The organism is Rhodococcus sp. IEGM 1341, from assembly GCF_030056895.1.
GTDB lineage: Bacteria > Actinomycetota > Actinomycetes > Mycobacteriales > Mycobacteriaceae > Rhodococcoides.
Map to the genome: position 1 here is coordinate 1112428 of NZ_JASHKV010000001.1, position 15045 is coordinate 1127472.

A 15045-nucleotide genomic window follows, 5' to 3' on the forward strand; every position below is an offset into this window, starting at 1 on the left:
TCTAGAACTCTAACAGTGCGTATCGAACCGCCCGACGGTCAGTGTTGGACCCCGTCCGTTCGGTCGACCACGGCACGTGGTGCCGAGGCAACGATGGCCGCAGCTCAGCTGCGAGAGCTGTGGCTGCGGCCATCGTCACGAACTGCTGGTCGATGCACTGCTACTCAGCACATCGAACCGATGCTCATACCTCGGTTGCAGAACCGCCGGCAGCGGCGATCTTTTCCTTGGCGGAGCCCGTGAACTTGTTGGCCGAGATCTCGACCTTCACGGTCAGGTTTCCGTCGCCGAGAACCTTGACGGGCTCGTTCTTGCGAACGGCACCCTTGGCGATGAGCTCGGGGATACCGATCTGACCGCCCTCGGGGAACAAACGCTCGATGTCGCGCAGGTTCACGACCTGGAACACGACACGGTTGCGGTTGGTGAAGCCCTTGAGCTTCGGGAGCCGCATGTGGAGGGGCATCTGGCCACCCTCGAAGCGTGCCGGCACGTTCTTGCGTGCGCCGGTTCCCTTGGTACCGCGACCTGCGGTCTTGCCACGCTTGCCACCTTCACCACGGCCGACGCGAATCTTCGTCGACTTGGATCCGGCTGCGGGGCGCAGGTGGTGCAGTTTGATGGTCATGGTTAGACCTCCTCAACAGTTACGAGGTGGCGCACCGTGTTGACCAGTCCGCGGTTCTGCGGGTTGTCCTCGCGGACGACCGTCTGGCGGATGCCCTTGAGCCCGAGAGTACGCAGGCTGTCACGCTGGTTCGCCTTCTGGCCGATGGTGCTCTTGATCTGGGTGACCTTCAGCTGAGCCATTACTTCACCGCTCCTGCCTGTGCGCGTGCGCGCAGCATTCCGGCGGGTGCAACCTCTTCGAGGGTCAGGCCGCGGCGAGCCGCAACTTCCTCGGGACGCTGCAGACCCTTGAGGGCTGCGACGGTCGCGTGCACGACGTTGATGGCGTTGTCGCTACCGAGCGACTTCGAAAGCACGTCGTGGACACCGGCGCACTCCAGCACGGCACGCACAGCGCCACCGGCGATGACGCCGGTACCGGCGCTGGCCGGACGCAACATGACGACGCCTGCTGCGGCTTCACCCTGGATGGGGTGCGTGATGGTGCCGGCGATCATCGGGACGCGGAAGAAGCTCTTGCGAGCCTCCTCGACACCCTTCTGGATGGCCGCGGGAACTTCCTTGGCCTTGCCGTAGCCGACGCCGACCAGTCCGTTGCCGTCACCGACGATGACGAGGGCGGTGAAGCTGAAGCGTCGACCACCCTTGACCACCTTGGAGACGCGGTTGATCGTGACGACCTTCTCGATGAAGTTCGACTTGTCCGCAGCGTTGCCGCCACGGCCGTTGTCACGACGGTCACGACCGCCACCGCGGTTGTCGCCGCGCTGGTTGTTGTCGCCACCTGCGTTGGGGCCACTGTTCTGTCCGGCGGGGCCGCTTCCGCCGTCACGCCGTTGACGTCCCGGCATCAGGCTGTCCTTCCGTTGTCAGTCATTGTCATCATCAGAACGTCAACCCGCCTTCACGGGCTGCGTCTGCGAGTGCCGCGATGCGGCCGCTGTAGTTGTTGCCGCCGCGGTCGAACACGACTGCCTCGACGCCGGCTGCCTTCGCGCGGCTGGCGATGAGCTCGCCGACCTTCGCGCTGACGGCCTTCTTGTCGCCCTCGAGGGCGCGCACATCTGCTTCGATGCTCGACGCGCTGGCCAGCGTGTGGCCGGCGAGGTCGTCGATCAACTGCACGTGGATGTGACGCGAGGACCGGTTGACGACCAAGCGGGGACGCTCGGGCGTGCCGGAGATCTTCTTGCGAAGGCGGAAGTGACGACGTGCCTTCGACAGGCGACGCTTCGTCGAGACGTCGGTGCCACGCGGAGTGCGCTTGACGACGTTCGCCTTGTCTGCTGTTTGCTGGCTCATATCACTTACCCGTCTTTCCGACCTTGCGGCGGATCACTTCACCCTCGTAGCGGATGCCCTTGCCCTTGTACGGGTCCGGACGCCGCAGACGACGAATGTTGGCAGAGATCTGACCGACCTTCTGCTTGTCGATGCCGACAACGGTGAATCGCGTGGGCGACTCGACCGTGAACGTGATGCCCTCGGGTGCTTCGATCAGCACAGGATGGCTGTAACCGAGTGCGAACTCGAGGTCCTTGCCCTTGAGTACGACGCGGTAACCGACGCCGTGAATCTCCATCTTGTTGGTGTAACCGTTGGTGACACCGGTGATGAGGTTCGCGACGAGAGTGCGCGAAAGTCCGTGCAGTGCACGGCTCTTGCGCTCGTCATCGGGCCGGGTGACGGCGATGGTGCCGTCGTCGGCGCGAGCGATCTGGATGGGCTCGGCGACCGTCAGGCTCAGGGCACCCTTGGGGCCCTTGACCGCAACGTTCTGGCCGTCGATGGTGATATCGACTCCAGCGGGGACCGGTACCGGCAATTTTCCAATACGTGACATGGTGGTGGCCTCCCCTACCAGACGTAGGCGAGGACTTCTCCGCCCACACCCTGCTTGGCCGCCTGACGCTCCGTGAGCAGACCTGTGGACGTGGAGATGATCGCCACGCCCAGGCCGCCGAGAACCTTGGGCAGATTGGTGGATTTTGCGTACACCCGGAGACCGGGCTTGGAGACGCGTCGCACGCCGGCGAGGCTGCGCTCACGGCTCGGGCCGTACTTCAGATCGACGATGAGGGTCTTGCCCACCTCGGCGTCTTCCGTGCGGTAGTCGGAGATGTAGCCCTCGCGCTTGAGGATCTCGGCGATGTTCGCCTTGAGCTTCGAGTGGGGAAGCTTCACCTCGTCGTGGTACGCCGAATTGGCGTTGCGCAGACGGGTCAAGAAGTCTGCAATTGGATCGGTCATCGTCATGGTGTGACCTGTGCACCTTTCTCGCAGCGGTTCCCATACAGCACGCGCGAGCTGGTGCCCCTGGATTCTCGAGAACCCGGCGGGCCTGGCTCGTCACATCGTGGGCCTACAACGAAGTGAACATGTCCTGACCGACTGTTGCCGGTCAGGGGTTGCGCTCCAAGCAATGCATCGCTGCACTGCCAGGTGTTTCGAGCTTCCGCATTTCGACGCTGACGTACGGAGAACTCGAGGTTGCGTTTCCATTGCAAGGACTCGCGTGCAGGCACGACGAAGCCCGGGCAACCGCTCTAGTGTAGGGAACCGGGTGCCATTCTCAAAATCGGTCGTGGTAGAGCTCGAGCGGCACCATGCCAGTAGGACTCGCGAGACACAGCCGTGTTCGTCGGTTCGGTGCAGTATTCTTCCGACATCATTTCATCGCTCCGGGGGGTTCGATGCGCACAACCGATTCCGTTGCCAGGACGGTCGACGTCCCACCATGGCCGGGTTCGTCCCGCACGACGCAGTGAAAGCCGATCCCGATCGGATCCGCCGTGCCTCTGCTCGGATGTCCGGCCTCGCCGACGTGTTGTGGGATGACATCGATCTCGTCCGTCTCGCCGTGGAGGAATTGCTGGAGACCTCCTGGACAGGCGCTGCGGCCGATTCCCATGCAGTTCTATGGGCGGAGTGGGTCGATTCGGCTCGGAAGATATGCGGCGCGCTCACCGAGGACGCGTGGCTGCTCGATGGCATTGCGACCGAATACGCCGCAACGGACAACGTGATCGATGAACACGTGGTGGATTCCGGCCTTCGGTTGGACCGTTGACGGCGCGCTACGTCGCCGACGTCGAACAGATTCTCGCTCTTGTCGATCGCGCACACATAGTTGGAGCCACGATCGAATCGGCTATCGCCGAAGTGGAGCGCGAGGTGAACGATCTCGGCATCGAATGGGAGGGCGAAGCGGCTGAGGCTCACCGCTCGGAGCACGAGCTGCTCCGGCAGGAATTGAACGATATGCGAACCGCGCTCGCGCAACTCGGCACGCTGGCGCGAGGCGCCCATGATCGCTACCGCGCAGCCGTCGACCACAACAAGCGAATGTGGCCCTGATGGCCCCGATCAGCGTCGACCCGCACATCCTCGCCGATGCGGCCTCCCAGTACAGCAGCGCCAAGACCATCTCGAGCGGCGCGATAGCGGAACTCGCCGCGGAACTCCACCGGAACTGGGGCTGCGCAGGCACCGACAACGCCGGAAAGTCTTGGGCAGACAGCTACGATTCCGCGGCATTCGACGCAGTCACCGCGGGGACCGACATCGCGAATGCGTTCGGCAAGCTCCACGACCTGCTTGCAACCACCGGTGTCAACCACGCCAACGCAGAGAATGCGAACACCGTTCCGCCGACACCGCCGCTGCCCGCTCCCCCACAACTTCCTCATACGAATACACCGCGGTTCAACGGTTCCTACGGCGGCGATACCGACGCCCCGATGGGGTGGGGACTGATCACGCGTTGGCTACAGGGCCACATGTGGCCCAACGGTGACCCGGAGAAGTTGCGGGGACTCGGAAGCGCGTGGCGCACCGCCGCCGAAGAGCTGAGACGAGCGAGCGACGCCACGAACTCCGCGTGGACCGACATCGAAAAACTTGCCTCCGACGAATTGCCGCAGGTCCTCGCCCAGATGGACGGCGTCCACAGCGCTGCGCACAACGTCGCCGACCAATTCGACACTCTCGCGAGCGCTTGCGGCGAATGGGCGTCGACCATTCAGGACGCTCACCAGAGCGTCATCGATATCGTGGGAACCGCCATCGTTGCCGGCACGATCGCCGGTGCAGTTGCCGGCTTCTTCACCCTCGGCGTGGGAACAGTCGCCGTTACCGGCGCGACGGGAAGCGCCATCGCCGGAAGTGTCATCGCCGTCCTGACCGGAGTGGAAGCGGCGTCCGCAATTGCCGTCGGTGTCACCGTGGCAACCGGGGCGGCGGCCATTGGAATTGCATCGGACGTGCAACCGCTCCTACAAGCAAGTCCGACCACTTCAACGCGAACACCGGCGGAGGAAATTGGCACTACAACCCTCCCCCGGCTGATCGACGGCTTCCTGGCTTTCCTGATGCCAAACAGACGAAGCCGTTGAATAATCGACCGCGTTGGACTGACAACAGAGGAAATATTTTGGAGTGGGACTACCAGCACGGAGCTCTCGAAAAATACACGAAAAACGGAAAACACCTAGGCGAGTTCGACCCAGTAACGGGCGACATGACCAAGGGGCCAGTGCCCGGCCGAAAACCAGGGAGATGACAATGTGGTACTTGGACGCGTACGAGAACAAATCTGAACTTCTTGCAAAAAGCTATCCGCTTCAGGGTGCAACCAGCACGACTATAGAAGAATTGATCGGGACAAATGAAGAAAGCGGACCGATCGAAGCCGCAATGCACGAGGTTGCGCCCGCAGACTTACCCAGATTCGCCAGATATATTGATGGCGAGCTGCTGATCGACCTCGGCTGCACATACTTCGTAGGCCTTTTCGCAGACTGACTAAAGGAGAAGGAAATCTGGTACTTGCAAGAATTCGATGATGAAACCGAGTTGGGAACAGAAATACACCTTCTTCGCGACATGACTGTCGAATTCGTCAAACGCACGCTCCAGATCGATGACAGCGACTTCGAACTACCCGTTGCAGTCGGCCAGAACGACGTTCCGGCGGAGAAGATACCCAACTTTGCTCGGTTCATGCAAATACCGTTCGAGGCGAAGGAGAATCATTCGTACGAACTCTCGTTTCTTGCCGAACCGAAATAGACTTCACACTCCGCCGCCATGGCCGGTAAGCAAGAAGTAGCGAGACGGCATGTGGTATTTGGAATCTTATAATAAACGAACCGATACGATCGCACACAGCTACCTCCTGACTGCTATCACCGGAGACGAAATCAGAGAACTGATTGACGTCGACGAAAGCGAACTTCCCCTAGAAATGGGACCATATCCAGTCGCATTGGCCGACGTGCCGAAGTTCGCGCGGTACATCGAGGGCGATTTCAGGATCAGCTCCGATAATGAGTACTTCATCGGCCTGTTCACCGACTGAGGAAGGGCAGTCCGGCACCTGGAGACCAGCTGTAACGCGACTGAAAACCGGCCCGAAATTCACGTGCTCGGGAACATGACTGTCGACATTCAGAATCTGTCATTCGGCACCTGACATCACAACGCGCCCTGACACGGTCCGGAGGTTCAGATGCAGGCCTCGCGCACTCTTCAACCCTGTTCCAATGTCGTCCGTGAGACTCACGTCGCGGCGACTCCGCCCTGCGCTCAACCGCATAGACGATGAAGCGCGGCAATCGCTCAGTTCCCGCGCAGCCCAGCCATTTCGCAATCCGCACACCCGGTTGGACACCCGAACTCCCACTTCTTCGCTAACGTCGGACCATGACGGACTCGAAGGCAGTCGACATCGACCATCTCACCCACTCGCTGCGCGACCGCAACATCGCCGGGGTGACCATCGGCTGGGTCGACAACAACGGCATCGTCCGATCGCGCACCGTGCCCACCGCAGAATTGACGGCAGTCGCACGTCGCGGAGTGGGAATCACCGCGGTGTTCGCCGTATTCGATTCGCACGACGGGATCACGTTCGCCCACGATGGACTGTCGACCCCGTCCGGCGATGTGCGGTTGATTCCGGTGATCGACAACGCGTCGAGCGTAGTAGCGCTCGCCGGCCAATCGGGGCTTGCCTGGGTACACGGCCGGCAGCTCTCAGCAGACGGCTCTCCCTGGCCCTACGATCAGCGCGCGGTTCTCGAGCGTCAGGTGCAGAAGGCGTCCGATGCCGGATTCGAGGTGCGGGCCGGATTCGAGATCGAATTCGCGCTGACTCGCGAATCGGACGGCCTGTCCGCTCATCGCGGACCTGCATACTCCGCGAACGCAGTACGCGATGTCGACGAATTCGTCGTGCTGCTGCTCAACGCGCTTGCCGCGAACGGTCTGAGCATCGGCCAGATTCACGCCGAGTACGGCGCTTCCCAGATCGAGATCGCGCTCAGTCCACTCGATCCACTCGCCGCGGCCGATGCGCAGATCCTCGCGCGGCAGACCATCCACTCAGCGGCACGCGCTCTGGGTCTGCGGGCCAGCTTCGCTCCCCTGCCGTCGTCGAGCAGTGCAGGCAATGGTTGGCATCTGCACACGTCGCTGGTCCGCGACGGTCGGAACGCACTGACCGGTGACGGAGAGCACGGATTGTCCGACACCGGCCGGTCCTACATCGCAGGCCTGGTTCGAGAACTGCCGGGACTCACTGCCACCACGGCACCGAGTTCGGGATCGCTGCTGCGTCGTCGACCCGGCTACTGGGCCGGTGCCTTCGGGTTCTGGGGCGTCGAGAACCGTGAGGCTGCAGTGCGGCTCGTACCGTCGTCGCCGCTGCTCGGTCCGAATCACACCAACGTCGAGTTGAAGGCTTGCGATGCGTCGGCCAATCCGTATCTGGCGCTGGCCGTCACGATCGCGGCCGGCCTGTCTGGAGTAGCGGATTCGGCCCAGTTGCCGCCACCGGTTCAGCAGGATGTGGGCGGCTGGGACGACGCACGTCGTGAGGCCGCGGGTATCTCCCCACTCGCGACGACCCATACTCAGCAGCGGGAGAACCTGCTGTCATCCGAACTCGTCGCGAACGTGTTGGGCGAGGATCTTCTGGGCGCGTTCGTTGCGTGCCGGGACGCCGATGCCGCGTGGGCGGAGAGTCACACCGAGGACGAACTGCTCGAATCGTTGCGCTGGATCTACTGAGATGCTGCGACGCTTCCCCGGCGCAGGTGCAATCGTCTCGGCACTCGATCGTGTTCTGCCGCAACCGGATCAACTCTGCGGACCGTTCTCGGCATCGGTAGCGTTGACCGCTGTTCTCGACGAAGACGCACCGGATGTCACGGCACTCGCGGTCGCATCGGGATCCGCGATCTGGCCGATCGAGGTCGAGTCGGCGCGTCCCCCTGGATCGCCCCGGACCACCGACGGGTGGGATGTACTGCCGAGGGCTGCATCGATCGATGCAGCCGGGACCACAGCAGCAGGTCTCGCGTCGGGCATCGAGACGGCGACCGACCACCGCGTTTCCGTTGTTCCGATCAGGGGACCCGGTGCCGGGAGACTGCGTCTGTTTCTTTCCCGCCTCGCGGACGCGCAGTTCCGATTCAGCCTGCTGGCGAATGTACATACTGCAGAGTTGACCGAATTCGATTGGAACGTAGGGCATTTCGTGACCGTCTGGGGATTCGACCCAGCCGAGGACGGAGTAGCGATTGCCGACACCTATCGAGAACTCGGAGACCCAACTATGCCACCCGGATGTAGGACCGTCTCCGCCGATGCCTTCGTGTCGGCGATGTCCGAACGTGGCCTGCTCGTGATCGTCCAGAGCGATGATCAAGATGCCGCACTGGCTCTGACCCGATCGCTCGATCTACGACACGACGTGTGGTCGGTATGAAGCTCCGGGCCTGAGAAACACGAAATGGGCGTGGGTTCCCCGAGAGGAACCCACGCCCATCAGCGTGGTGTGGTGAAGCCCGAGGGCTTCAGATCACCAGGAGCTCTTGCGAACTCCGGGAAGCTCTCCGGCGTGTGCCATCTCGCGCACGCAGATACGGCAGAGGCCGAACTTGCGGAACACGGAATGGGGACGGCCGCAGCGGTTGCAGCGAGTGTATGCACGCACCGCGAACTTCGGCTTCTTGTTGGCCTTGTTGACCAATGCCTTCTTCGCCATGGACTCAGTTCTCCTTGAACGGGAAGCCGAGGTGCTTGAGCAGCGCGCGGCCTTCTTCGTTGTTGGTTGCGGTGGTTACTACGGTGATGTCCATGCCGCGCGGACGGTCGATCTTGTCCACGTCGATCTCGTGGAACATCGACTGCTCGTTGAGGCCGAACGTGTAGTTTCCGTTGCCGTCGAACTGCGTGCCCGAGAGGCCGCGGAAGTCCCTGATTCGGGGAAGGGCAATGGAGACCAGACGGTCGAGGAACTCCCACATGCGGTCGCCACGGAGGGTGACGCGTGCGCCGATGGGCATTCCTTCGCGCAGCTTGAACTGTGCGATGGACTTGCGAGCCTTGCGGATCTCCGGCTTCTGGCCGGTGATGGCAGCGAGGTCGGCAACTGCACCGTTGATCAGCTTGGCGTCACGGGCGGCGTCGCCGACACCCATGTTGACGACGACCTTGACGATGCCGGGGATCTGCATGACGTTCTCGTATGCAAATTCGGTGTTCAGGGCGTCTTTGATCTCGGCGCGGTAGCGCGCCTTGAGGCGGGGCTGTTCGCCCGCGATGTTTTCGGTGGTAGTCATCTCAGATGTCCTTCCCGTTCTTGCGGGAAACACGAACGCGCTTGCCGGATTCCTCATCGGTCCGGTAGCCCACGCGAGTGGGGTTTCCGTCCGAGTCGACCACTGCGACGTTCGATACGTGGATCGGGGCTTCCTGAGTGACGATGCCACCCGAGGATGCGCCGCGCTGGTTGGCGGAGACCGCGGTGTGCTTCTTGATGCGGTTCACACCCTCGACCAGAACCTTGGAGTCAGCGGGGTAGGCCTGAATGACCTTGCCCTTGGCACCCTTGTCCTTGCCTGCGATCACGAGAACGGTGTCGCCCTTGTGCACCTTCATTTACAGCACCTCCGGGGCGAGCGAGACGATCTTCATGAACTTCTTCTCACGCAGCTCACGGCCGACCGGGCCGAAGATACGAGTTCCACGGGGATCGTTGTCGGGCTTGATCAGCACCGCAGCGTTCTCGTCGAAACGGATGTACGAGCCATCCGGACGGCGACGCTCCTTGATGGTGCGGACGATGACGGCCTTGACGACCTCACCCTTCTTGATGTTTCCACCGGGAATGGCGTCCTTCACCGTAGCTACGATGATGTCGCCGATTCCGGCGTAGCGACGTGACGAACCACCGAGAACGCGGATGCAAAGGATTTCCTTCGCGCCCGTGTTATCAGCGACGCGTACTCGCGACTCCTGCTGAATCACTAACTTCTCCTTGACCTGGATGTACGTACGTGCCGGATTTCCGTCCCGACACGCGCGGTCGGCTGCCGGGAGCGGGCGCACAAAGGCACACCGCTGCCACAGGCAACCGGTCAAGTGTAGGGGAACGGGCCCCAGGGATCCAAATCGCCATGGCGCGGGCACCGGCCGCCGCCTGCCGACCCGGAACTCTCGGTACGGTTTCGGGGATGGGACATCTTCGGATCAGCGGGGCGCGGCGATGACGTCGACGGATGACGGCGGCCGCTGGTGGTCGAGTCTGCCACTGGATCGGGTCGTCCGACTGCACGGTGCCACCGAGCGTGAACTCGCCGAGTCCGTGAACCCTCTGCCGTCGGACGCGCCCTCCATCGTCTTCTTCGCGGTCGATCCAGCGACGGCGAATCGTGCCGTCGATCTCGTCGATGCGGTGGTGGCAGAACTCGAGAACGCTGCAGTCGACTCGGTTCCGCTGTTGCTCACGGAGTTCGACAATCAGGAAGACTCGTCGACGTTGCATCGACGCGCTGCACGCGCCGCCGCTGTGCGGCTCGCCGGCGACACAGCGCACTTCGGTCCGTATGTCGGGGCACTCGCAGATGCCGCAGTCGCGGGGCGGTCGCCGCGTCGAACCGCATTCACCGTCGAGACCCGAGCAGCAGGGTCGGCCCGAGTACTTGCCTCCGCTCAGCACAGAAGCACTGTTGCCCTCGTGTTGGTCGTGCCCGTCGGAACGGACGCCGGAGTCGTCGCGGGAGCAGCGGAATGGTTGTGCGCCCACGCCGGGGCAGGGGTCTGGGTGACGGGCGACGGGGCGTCGAGCATGGACCGATTCCCGTCGGTCTCGGTACGTGCGCCGGAAGTACCCGACGGCGTCAGCACTGTCCTCGATCGATTCCGGCCGCTCAGCTATCCCCCGATCTCGGGTCACCCCCACCCGGCGAGCGAACCCGAGAAGCGTCTGTGTCGCGCGCTGGACGCGCATGACTGGGCCACCGGGCGTGAGCACAACCGCTCGATTCGACTCGACGAGCTCAGCCGACCGTTCACGGTCGACGTACTGTGGCGCACCGAGAAGGTCGTGGTGGAAATCGACGGAAACGAGCACCGGGCAGTCGATCGGTTCGCCGAGGACCGCGTCCGTGACAACCAACTGCAGACACACGGCTACATGGTGTTGCGCTTCACCAATGCTCAGGTGATCGACGATCCGCAACGTGTGGTCGCTACCATCCGCGAGGCAGTATCGAGAAGACGATCGAAGGGGGATCCTCGATGAGCACCGAAGACCTGAACGGGACGGAAGCGGCAGTGCTGCTCGTCCTGATGGCCGAGGCAAGTCCGGTCAAGAACTCCGAACTCAGAGCGATGGGACCCGAGCTCGCGAAGCCGTCCCGGGACAGGCTGAGGAATGCCGGCCTGATCGAGGTGAATGCATCCGTCCGACCGATGACTCTCGAACTGACCGACAAGGGTTGGCGCACCTGCGGCGAACTCATCGGTGGTGAGCCACCGGCCCGGTCGACGGGAGCAGGAAAGGCCATGTTCACCGTCTTGGCCGGGTTGCGTCGGTGGCTCGACCGCACCGACAGCCGTCCGGCGGACGTGTTCTCGCCCCGCGGAGACGAGGCTGCACCCGACGAACCTGCGATCGACGAGAAGGCCGTCGATTCCTCTACCGTCGACATCGAAGCCTCGATTCGCGCGGCGTATGCCCGGATCGCGCGCGAACCCGGCAGCACCGTGCGACTCTCGCGCCTGCGAAACGAGTTGCACGACATACCGAGAACCGATCTCGACGAGGCCCTGGCGCGCCTGCGTCGTGCGGCGGATGTCTCGCTGATACCCGAAGAAAATCAGAAGACACTGACCGACGAGGAACGCGCCGCTGCCGTCGTCGTCGGCAATCAGCAGAACCACCTTCTCTCGATCGAACCATGATGGGCGTTGACTCGACGATGACGGACAACGAGCAGATCAGAGCTCTCGAATCGGTGCGGTTGAGCTGGGCACCGACCCCCGACGACGTGTGGCGTTCGCAGTCGAACGTGCACGTGCCGGGGATGCACGAACGAGTGTTCCTCGAAGTGATGAATGCATACGACGACGCGGACGCCTCCGACGACGCCAGTCCGCTCGGGGTCGTCGTACGCGGCCCGGCCGGTTCGGGCAAGACGCACCTGCTCGGCCAGGTGCGCGAAGAAGTGCAGCTCAAGGGCGGCTACTTCTTCCTGATCAGGTTGCTCGACGCTGCCGGATTCTGGCGCTCGACGCTGATGGGGATGCTCGACGACCTGATGCGTCCGTCCGGCCGCGGATCGGACAGCCAGCTCGGGCTGTTGCTCCGACGCCTGTGCGAGATCGGCGAGATTCCCGACGATCAACGCGCAAAGATCATGGGCGAGAACATGATCGACGCGGACACGTTGAACGATTTCGTCACCGCGGTGTACAAGGTTCACCCCCGCCACCGCCGGACGTCGCAGCACACGCTGCGCGCACTCGTGCTGTCCATCGCCCCCGACTCGGCAGTTCAGGACCTGGGTGACGCATACCTGCAATCGATCGACGATGTCGATCCAGACGAGTTCTCGGCCTGGGGCATCCGCCGGGCCGAACTCGGCCATCAGGGCATCGCCGAGAACATCTCGCGTCTGCTCGCTATCACCGGTCCGACGATTCTCGCGATCGACCAGATCGACACACTCGTGGCGCAGTCTCGTACCGGATCGGACCAGGAGTACGCCGACGCTCAGGAAGACAAGGTCGTCGAGCAGCTCGCGCACGGCTTGATGTCGTTACGCGAGACCCTCCCCCGCACCGCCTCGGTACTTTCTGCGCTGTCGAGTGCCTGGGAACTGATCGCCGCGCGCGGAGTCGCGCCGATGCGTGACCGCTTCCGAGTCACTCAGTCGCTCAAGCCGATTCCCTCGTCGGACATCGGACGCCTCCTTCTCGGACGACGTCTGGCAGCGTGCTTCCTCGAAGCCGGGTTCACCCCGCCGCACCCCACGTGGCCGGTCGCGCCCGACGCGTTCGAGCAGGCCCCCGATTTCACTCCGCGCCAGCTTCTCATCGCCGTCGATCGCCACATCAGGCACTGCCTCGACACCGGCATCGCGTCGGAGTTGGAGAGCTTCACCGACAGGTCGGGTCCGGCCGATGCGCCGGATCTACCCACGGCGCGGGTCAACGAACTCGACGCGCTCGACGATCGCTACAAGCAACTTCGCGAGCAGGTCGACGTCTCGATTCCGCTCCGACCCGACAGCGAGGACTCGATCGTTCCCGCACTGCTGTCCGCGGGCCTGACCGCGTGGATTCACGAGCATCAGTCGTCCGACGACAGCCTGGCCCAGGATCCGCCGCCGAGCGGCAAGCCTGCGCTGCACGCTCGCCTGCGCCACACCGTCGACACCGATACCGACGACGAAGAGCACTGGTGCTTCCGCGCGGTCACGTCCGGTAACGCCCGCGCCGCGCTGGCCCGAGTGGAACGGGCCGTGACGACGGCTGGCCTGCGGATAGACATGCCGAGGCGTCGGCTGATCCTGATCAGAAACGATCCGTGGCCGAACGGCGCGAAAACCGAGCAGACCATCGCGGCCCTGCGGCGCGCCGGAGGCATCGTGGTGCCCTTCGGCGACGAGGACCGCAGGGCTCTGGCGGCGTTGTCGATCCTGTTGACCGAGAACTCCCCCGCACTCACGTCCTGGCTGCTCGCACGCAAGCCGGCGCACGATGTGGAATTGTTCCGGGCGGTGCTTCCCGCTGTCAGTGTCGTCGACGACGACACCGCCCTCATCGAACCCGAGACGCCGAGCGTCGCAGCGCAGCCCGCGGCACCGCGGCGGCCGTCCATCGTGGTCGGTGCCGAACTCAGCACAGGTGCGGACGTCGCCGTTCCACTCGAAGCGTTGCGCAAGCACACTGCGATCTTCGCGGGCTCCGGTTCGGGCAAGACGGTGCTGATCCGTCGCCTGGTGGAAGAGTGTGCGCTGCAGGGAGTTTCGGCGATCGTACTCGACGTCAACAACGACCTGGCTCGGCTCGGCACCGCGTGGCCCGAGGACGAGAGGACGTGGCCACCGGGGGACGAAGCGAAGGCGACCGCGTATCTGCGCGACACCGACGTCGTGGTCTGGACGCCTCGCAAGTCCTCCGGTCGGCCGCTGAGCTTCCAGCCACTTCCGGACTTCGTCAGCGTCCTCGGCGACGCCGACGAGTTCGAGGCCTCCGTCGAGTCGGCACTGGCCTCACTCGAACCGGCTGCGGGAGTTCTGGGCACGTCACAGAAGGCCAAACACGGTCGGGCCGTGTTGAAGTCAGCGCTCGATCTGTTCGGTCGACGGCCGCAGGGCGGGGACCTGACCGCCTTCATCGACCTGTTGGAAGAGTTTCCCGAGGACGCCAGCGAGATGCGCGATGCGGTGCGCATCGCGGCCGGACTGGCCGAGAATCTCAAGGCCGCCGCCGCGAACGATCCGATGTTCGCGGGAGCGGGTACCCCGGTCGATCCGGCCGTTCTGCTCACTCCGGCCGAGGGCAAGAAGGCCAGGGTCTCGGTGATCAACCTCGCCGGCCTGACCACCGACGAGCAGAAGCAGAGCTTCGTCAACCAGCTGCAGATGGGTTTGTTCGCCTGGATCAAGAAGAACCCTGCGGGCGACCGGCCGCTGGGTGGGCTGTTCGTGATGGATGAGGCGCAGAATTTCGCGCCCTCGGACAGGACGACCGCTGCGACACACAGCACTCTCGCTCTGGCCTCGCAGGCACGCAAGTACGGACTCGGCCTGGTGTTCGCCACCCAGGCCCCGAAAGGTCTGCACAATCGAATCGCCGGCAATGCGTCCACTCAGTTCTACGGCCTGCTCAACAGTCCCTCGCAGGTGGAGGCAGCCAAAGAGATGGCGCGGGTGAAGGGTGGCTCGGTTCCCGACGTCGGACGCCTGCCCGCCGGTCAGTTCTACGCGGCCGTGGAGGGCGCAGAATTCCGTCGTACGGCCACTCCGCTGTGCCTGTCCTACCATCCGAAGAGTCCGCCGACCGAGGAAGAGGTCATCGAGCTGGCGCGCCAGTCCTGACGCCCTCGACAGTGGCACA

General features: G+C 63.5%; 22 protein-coding genes. 12 read left to right on the forward strand and 10 right to left on the reverse strand.

Going from position 1 to position 15045, the window contains the following annotated elements; genetic code table 11:
• Positions 1-184: 184 nt before the first annotated feature.
• Genes rplO through rpsH form a run of 6 tightly spaced genes read right to left on the reverse strand, consistent with a single transcriptional unit; the run spans position 185 to position 2886 of the window.
• Positions 185-628 (reverse strand): 50S ribosomal protein L15, encoded by a 444-nt coding sequence (gene rplO, locus QM615_RS05030; RefSeq protein ID WP_032397532.1) that lies wholly within the window; start codon positions 626-628, stop codon positions 185-187.
• 2 nt (positions 629-630) lie between these two features.
• A complete protein-coding gene (rpmD, locus tag QM615_RS05035; protein WP_008718256.1) occupies positions 631-810 on the reverse strand; it encodes a 50S ribosomal protein L30 in 180 nt (59 codons plus the stop codon).
• Positions 810-1481, reverse strand: coding sequence for a 30S ribosomal protein S5 (gene rpsE / locus QM615_RS05040; protein ID WP_032397534.1), 672 nt, complete (start codon positions 1479-1481; stop codon positions 810-812). Before rpsE ends, rpmD begins: the two co-directional genes overlap by 1 nt.
• Positions 1482-1515: 34 nt before the next feature.
• The gene (gene rplR / locus QM615_RS05045; RefSeq protein ID WP_032365631.1) at positions 1516-1932 is read right to left on the reverse strand and encodes a 50S ribosomal protein L18; all 417 of its coding nucleotides are present in this window, start codon (positions 1930-1932) and stop codon (positions 1516-1518) included.
• Between the two features lies 1 nt (position 1933).
• Positions 1934-2473 (reverse strand): 50S ribosomal protein L6, encoded by a 540-nt coding sequence (gene rplF / locus QM615_RS05050; RefSeq protein WP_032397535.1) that lies wholly within the window; start codon positions 2471-2473, stop codon positions 1934-1936.
• 14 nt (positions 2474-2487) lie between these two features.
• Entirely contained in the window at positions 2488-2886 is a 399-nt protein-coding gene (gene rpsH / locus QM615_RS05055) for a 30S ribosomal protein S8 (RefSeq protein ID WP_008718266.1), read from the reverse strand.
• A gap of 481 nt (positions 2887-3367) precedes the next feature.
• Between rpsH and QM615_RS05060 the strand changes: the two genes are divergently transcribed.
• The 9 genes from QM615_RS05060 (at position 3368) to QM615_RS05100 (ending at position 8401) form a co-directional block, all read left to right on the forward strand.
• Positions 3368-3700 (forward strand): WXG100 family type VII secretion target, encoded by a 333-nt coding sequence (locus QM615_RS05060; protein WP_068051353.1) that lies wholly within the window; start codon positions 3368-3370, stop codon positions 3698-3700.
• Positions 3697-3987: a WXG100 family type VII secretion target gene (locus QM615_RS05065; RefSeq protein WP_068051355.1), complete on the forward strand. Its 291-nt coding sequence runs from the start codon at positions 3697-3699 to the stop codon at positions 3985-3987. Before QM615_RS05060 ends, QM615_RS05065 begins: the two co-directional genes overlap by 4 nt.
• On the forward strand, positions 3987-5024 hold the full coding sequence (locus QM615_RS05070; protein WP_262498286.1) for a WXG100-like domain-containing protein: 1038 nt from the start codon (positions 3987-3989) through the stop codon (positions 5022-5024). The genes QM615_RS05065 and QM615_RS05070 overlap by 1 nt, the downstream gene beginning before the upstream one ends.
• Positions 5021-5191: a colicin E3/pyocin S6 family cytotoxin gene (locus QM615_RS22420; RefSeq protein ID WP_283347115.1), complete on the forward strand. Its 171-nt coding sequence runs from the start codon at positions 5021-5023 to the stop codon at positions 5189-5191. Before QM615_RS05070 ends, QM615_RS22420 begins: the two co-directional genes overlap by 4 nt.
• A gap of 11 nt (positions 5192-5202) precedes the next feature.
• Positions 5203-5433 carry a DUF7683 domain-containing protein gene (locus QM615_RS05080; RefSeq protein ID WP_149405343.1) on the forward strand — a complete coding sequence of 77 codons (231 nt, stop codon included), beginning with the start codon at positions 5203-5205 and terminating at the stop codon, positions 5431-5433.
• 24 nt (positions 5434-5457) lie between these two features.
• A complete protein-coding gene (locus QM615_RS05085; RefSeq protein ID WP_149405342.1) occupies positions 5458-5700 on the forward strand; it encodes a hypothetical protein in 243 nt (80 codons plus the stop codon).
• A 49-nt stretch (positions 5701-5749) separates the two neighbouring features.
• Complete coding sequence (locus tag QM615_RS05090; protein WP_149405341.1) at positions 5750-5989, forward strand: DUF7683 domain-containing protein; 240 nt, start codon at positions 5750-5752, stop codon at positions 5987-5989.
• Between the two features lie 344 nt (positions 5990-6333).
• Entirely contained in the window at positions 6334-7701 is a 1368-nt protein-coding gene (locus tag QM615_RS05095; RefSeq protein ID WP_149405340.1) for a type I glutamate--ammonia ligase, read from the forward strand.
• Between the two features lies 1 nt (position 7702).
• The gene (locus QM615_RS05100; protein WP_149405339.1) at positions 7703-8401 is read left to right on the forward strand and encodes a DUF6885 family protein; all 699 of its coding nucleotides are present in this window, start codon (positions 7703-7705) and stop codon (positions 8399-8401) included.
• Between the two features lie 93 nt (positions 8402-8494).
• Here the strand turns inward: QM615_RS05100 and QM615_RS05105 are convergent, their stop codons facing one another.
• From QM615_RS05105 to rplN, 4 genes are read right to left on the reverse strand one after another with little or no spacing between them, the layout of a single operon-like run.
• Positions 8495-8680 (reverse strand): type Z 30S ribosomal protein S14, encoded by a 186-nt coding sequence (locus QM615_RS05105; RefSeq protein WP_008718273.1) that lies wholly within the window; start codon positions 8678-8680, stop codon positions 8495-8497.
• A 4-nt stretch (positions 8681-8684) separates the two neighbouring features.
• On the reverse strand, positions 8685-9257 hold the full coding sequence (gene rplE / locus QM615_RS05110; RefSeq protein WP_008718275.1) for a 50S ribosomal protein L5: 573 nt from the start codon (positions 9255-9257) through the stop codon (positions 8685-8687).
• 1 nt (position 9258) lies between these two features.
• On the reverse strand, positions 9259-9576 hold the full coding sequence (rplX, locus tag QM615_RS05115; protein WP_008718278.1) for a 50S ribosomal protein L24: 318 nt from the start codon (positions 9574-9576) through the stop codon (positions 9259-9261).
• Positions 9577-9945 carry a 50S ribosomal protein L14 gene (gene rplN / locus QM615_RS05120; protein WP_032397538.1) on the reverse strand — a complete coding sequence of 123 codons (369 nt, stop codon included), beginning with the start codon at positions 9943-9945 and terminating at the stop codon, positions 9577-9579.
• A gap of 238 nt (positions 9946-10183) precedes the next feature.
• Between rplN and QM615_RS05125 the strand changes: the two genes are divergently transcribed.
• The 3 genes from QM615_RS05125 to QM615_RS05135 are packed head-to-tail and all read left to right on the forward strand — an operon-like array spanning position 10184 to position 15026.
• Positions 10184-11221 (forward strand): endonuclease domain-containing protein, encoded by a 1038-nt coding sequence (locus tag QM615_RS05125; RefSeq protein ID WP_149405338.1) that lies wholly within the window; start codon positions 10184-10186, stop codon positions 11219-11221.
• The gene (locus QM615_RS05130; RefSeq protein ID WP_149405337.1) at positions 11218-11883 is read left to right on the forward strand and encodes a hypothetical protein; all 666 of its coding nucleotides are present in this window, start codon (positions 11218-11220) and stop codon (positions 11881-11883) included. Before QM615_RS05125 ends, QM615_RS05130 begins: the two co-directional genes overlap by 4 nt.
• 17 nt (positions 11884-11900) lie before the next feature.
• A complete protein-coding gene (locus QM615_RS05135) occupies positions 11901-15026 on the forward strand; it encodes an ATP-binding protein (protein WP_149405336.1) in 3126 nt (1041 codons plus the stop codon).
• The last annotated feature ends 19 nt before the right edge of the window (positions 15027-15045 follow it).

Bases quoted from the DNA above. Each gene is read 5' to 3' on its own strand.
- QM615_RS05060 (WP_068051353.1), top strand. From the start codon at position 3,368: ATGGCCGGGTTCGTCCCGCACGACGCAGTGAAAGCCGATCCCGATCGG.
- QM615_RS05095 (WP_149405340.1), top strand. From the start codon at position 6,334: ATGACGGACTCGAAGGCAGTCGACATCGACCATCTCACCCACTCGCTG.
- QM615_RS05100 (WP_149405339.1), top strand. From the start codon at position 7,703: ATGCTGCGACGCTTCCCCGGCGCAGGTGCAATCGTCTCGGCACTCGAT.
- QM615_RS05125 (WP_149405338.1), top strand. From the start codon at position 10,184: ATGACGTCGACGGATGACGGCGGCCGCTGGTGGTCGAGTCTGCCACTG.
- QM615_RS05070 (WP_262498286.1), top strand. From the start codon at position 3,987: ATGGCCCCGATCAGCGTCGACCCGCACATCCTCGCCGATGCGGCCTCC.
- rpsH (WP_008718266.1), bottom strand. From the start codon at position 2,886: ATGACGATGACCGATCCAATTGCAGACTTCTTGACCCGTCTGCGCAAC.
- rpmD (WP_008718256.1), bottom strand. From the start codon at position 810: ATGGCTCAGCTGAAGGTCACCCAGATCAAGAGCACCATCGGCCAGAAG.
- rplX (WP_008718278.1), bottom strand. From the start codon at position 9,576: ATGAAGGTGCACAAGGGCGACACCGTTCTCGTGATCGCAGGCAAGGAC.
- rpsE (WP_032397534.1), bottom strand. From the start codon at position 1,481: ATGCCGGGACGTCAACGGCGTGACGGCGGAAGCGGCCCCGCCGGACAG.
- rplR (WP_032365631.1), bottom strand. From the start codon at position 1,932: ATGAGCCAGCAAACAGCAGACAAGGCGAACGTCGTCAAGCGCACTCCG.
- QM615_RS05130 (WP_149405337.1), top strand. From the start codon at position 11,218: ATGAGCACCGAAGACCTGAACGGGACGGAAGCGGCAGTGCTGCTCGTC.
- QM615_RS05135 (WP_149405336.1), top strand. From the start codon at position 11,901: ATGACGGACAACGAGCAGATCAGAGCTCTCGAATCGGTGCGGTTGAGC.
- QM615_RS05105 (WP_008718273.1), bottom strand. From the start codon at position 8,680: ATGGCGAAGAAGGCATTGGTCAACAAGGCCAACAAGAAGCCGAAGTTC.
- rplF (WP_032397535.1), bottom strand. From the start codon at position 2,473: ATGTCACGTATTGGAAAATTGCCGGTACCGGTCCCCGCTGGAGTCGAT.
- rplE (WP_008718275.1), bottom strand. From the start codon at position 9,257: ATGACTACCACCGAAAACATCGCGGGCGAACAGCCCCGCCTCAAGGCG.
- QM615_RS05090 (WP_149405341.1), top strand. From the start codon at position 5,750: ATGTGGTATTTGGAATCTTATAATAAACGAACCGATACGATCGCACAC.
- rplO (WP_032397532.1), bottom strand. From the start codon at position 628: ATGACCATCAAACTGCACCACCTGCGCCCCGCAGCCGGATCCAAGTCG.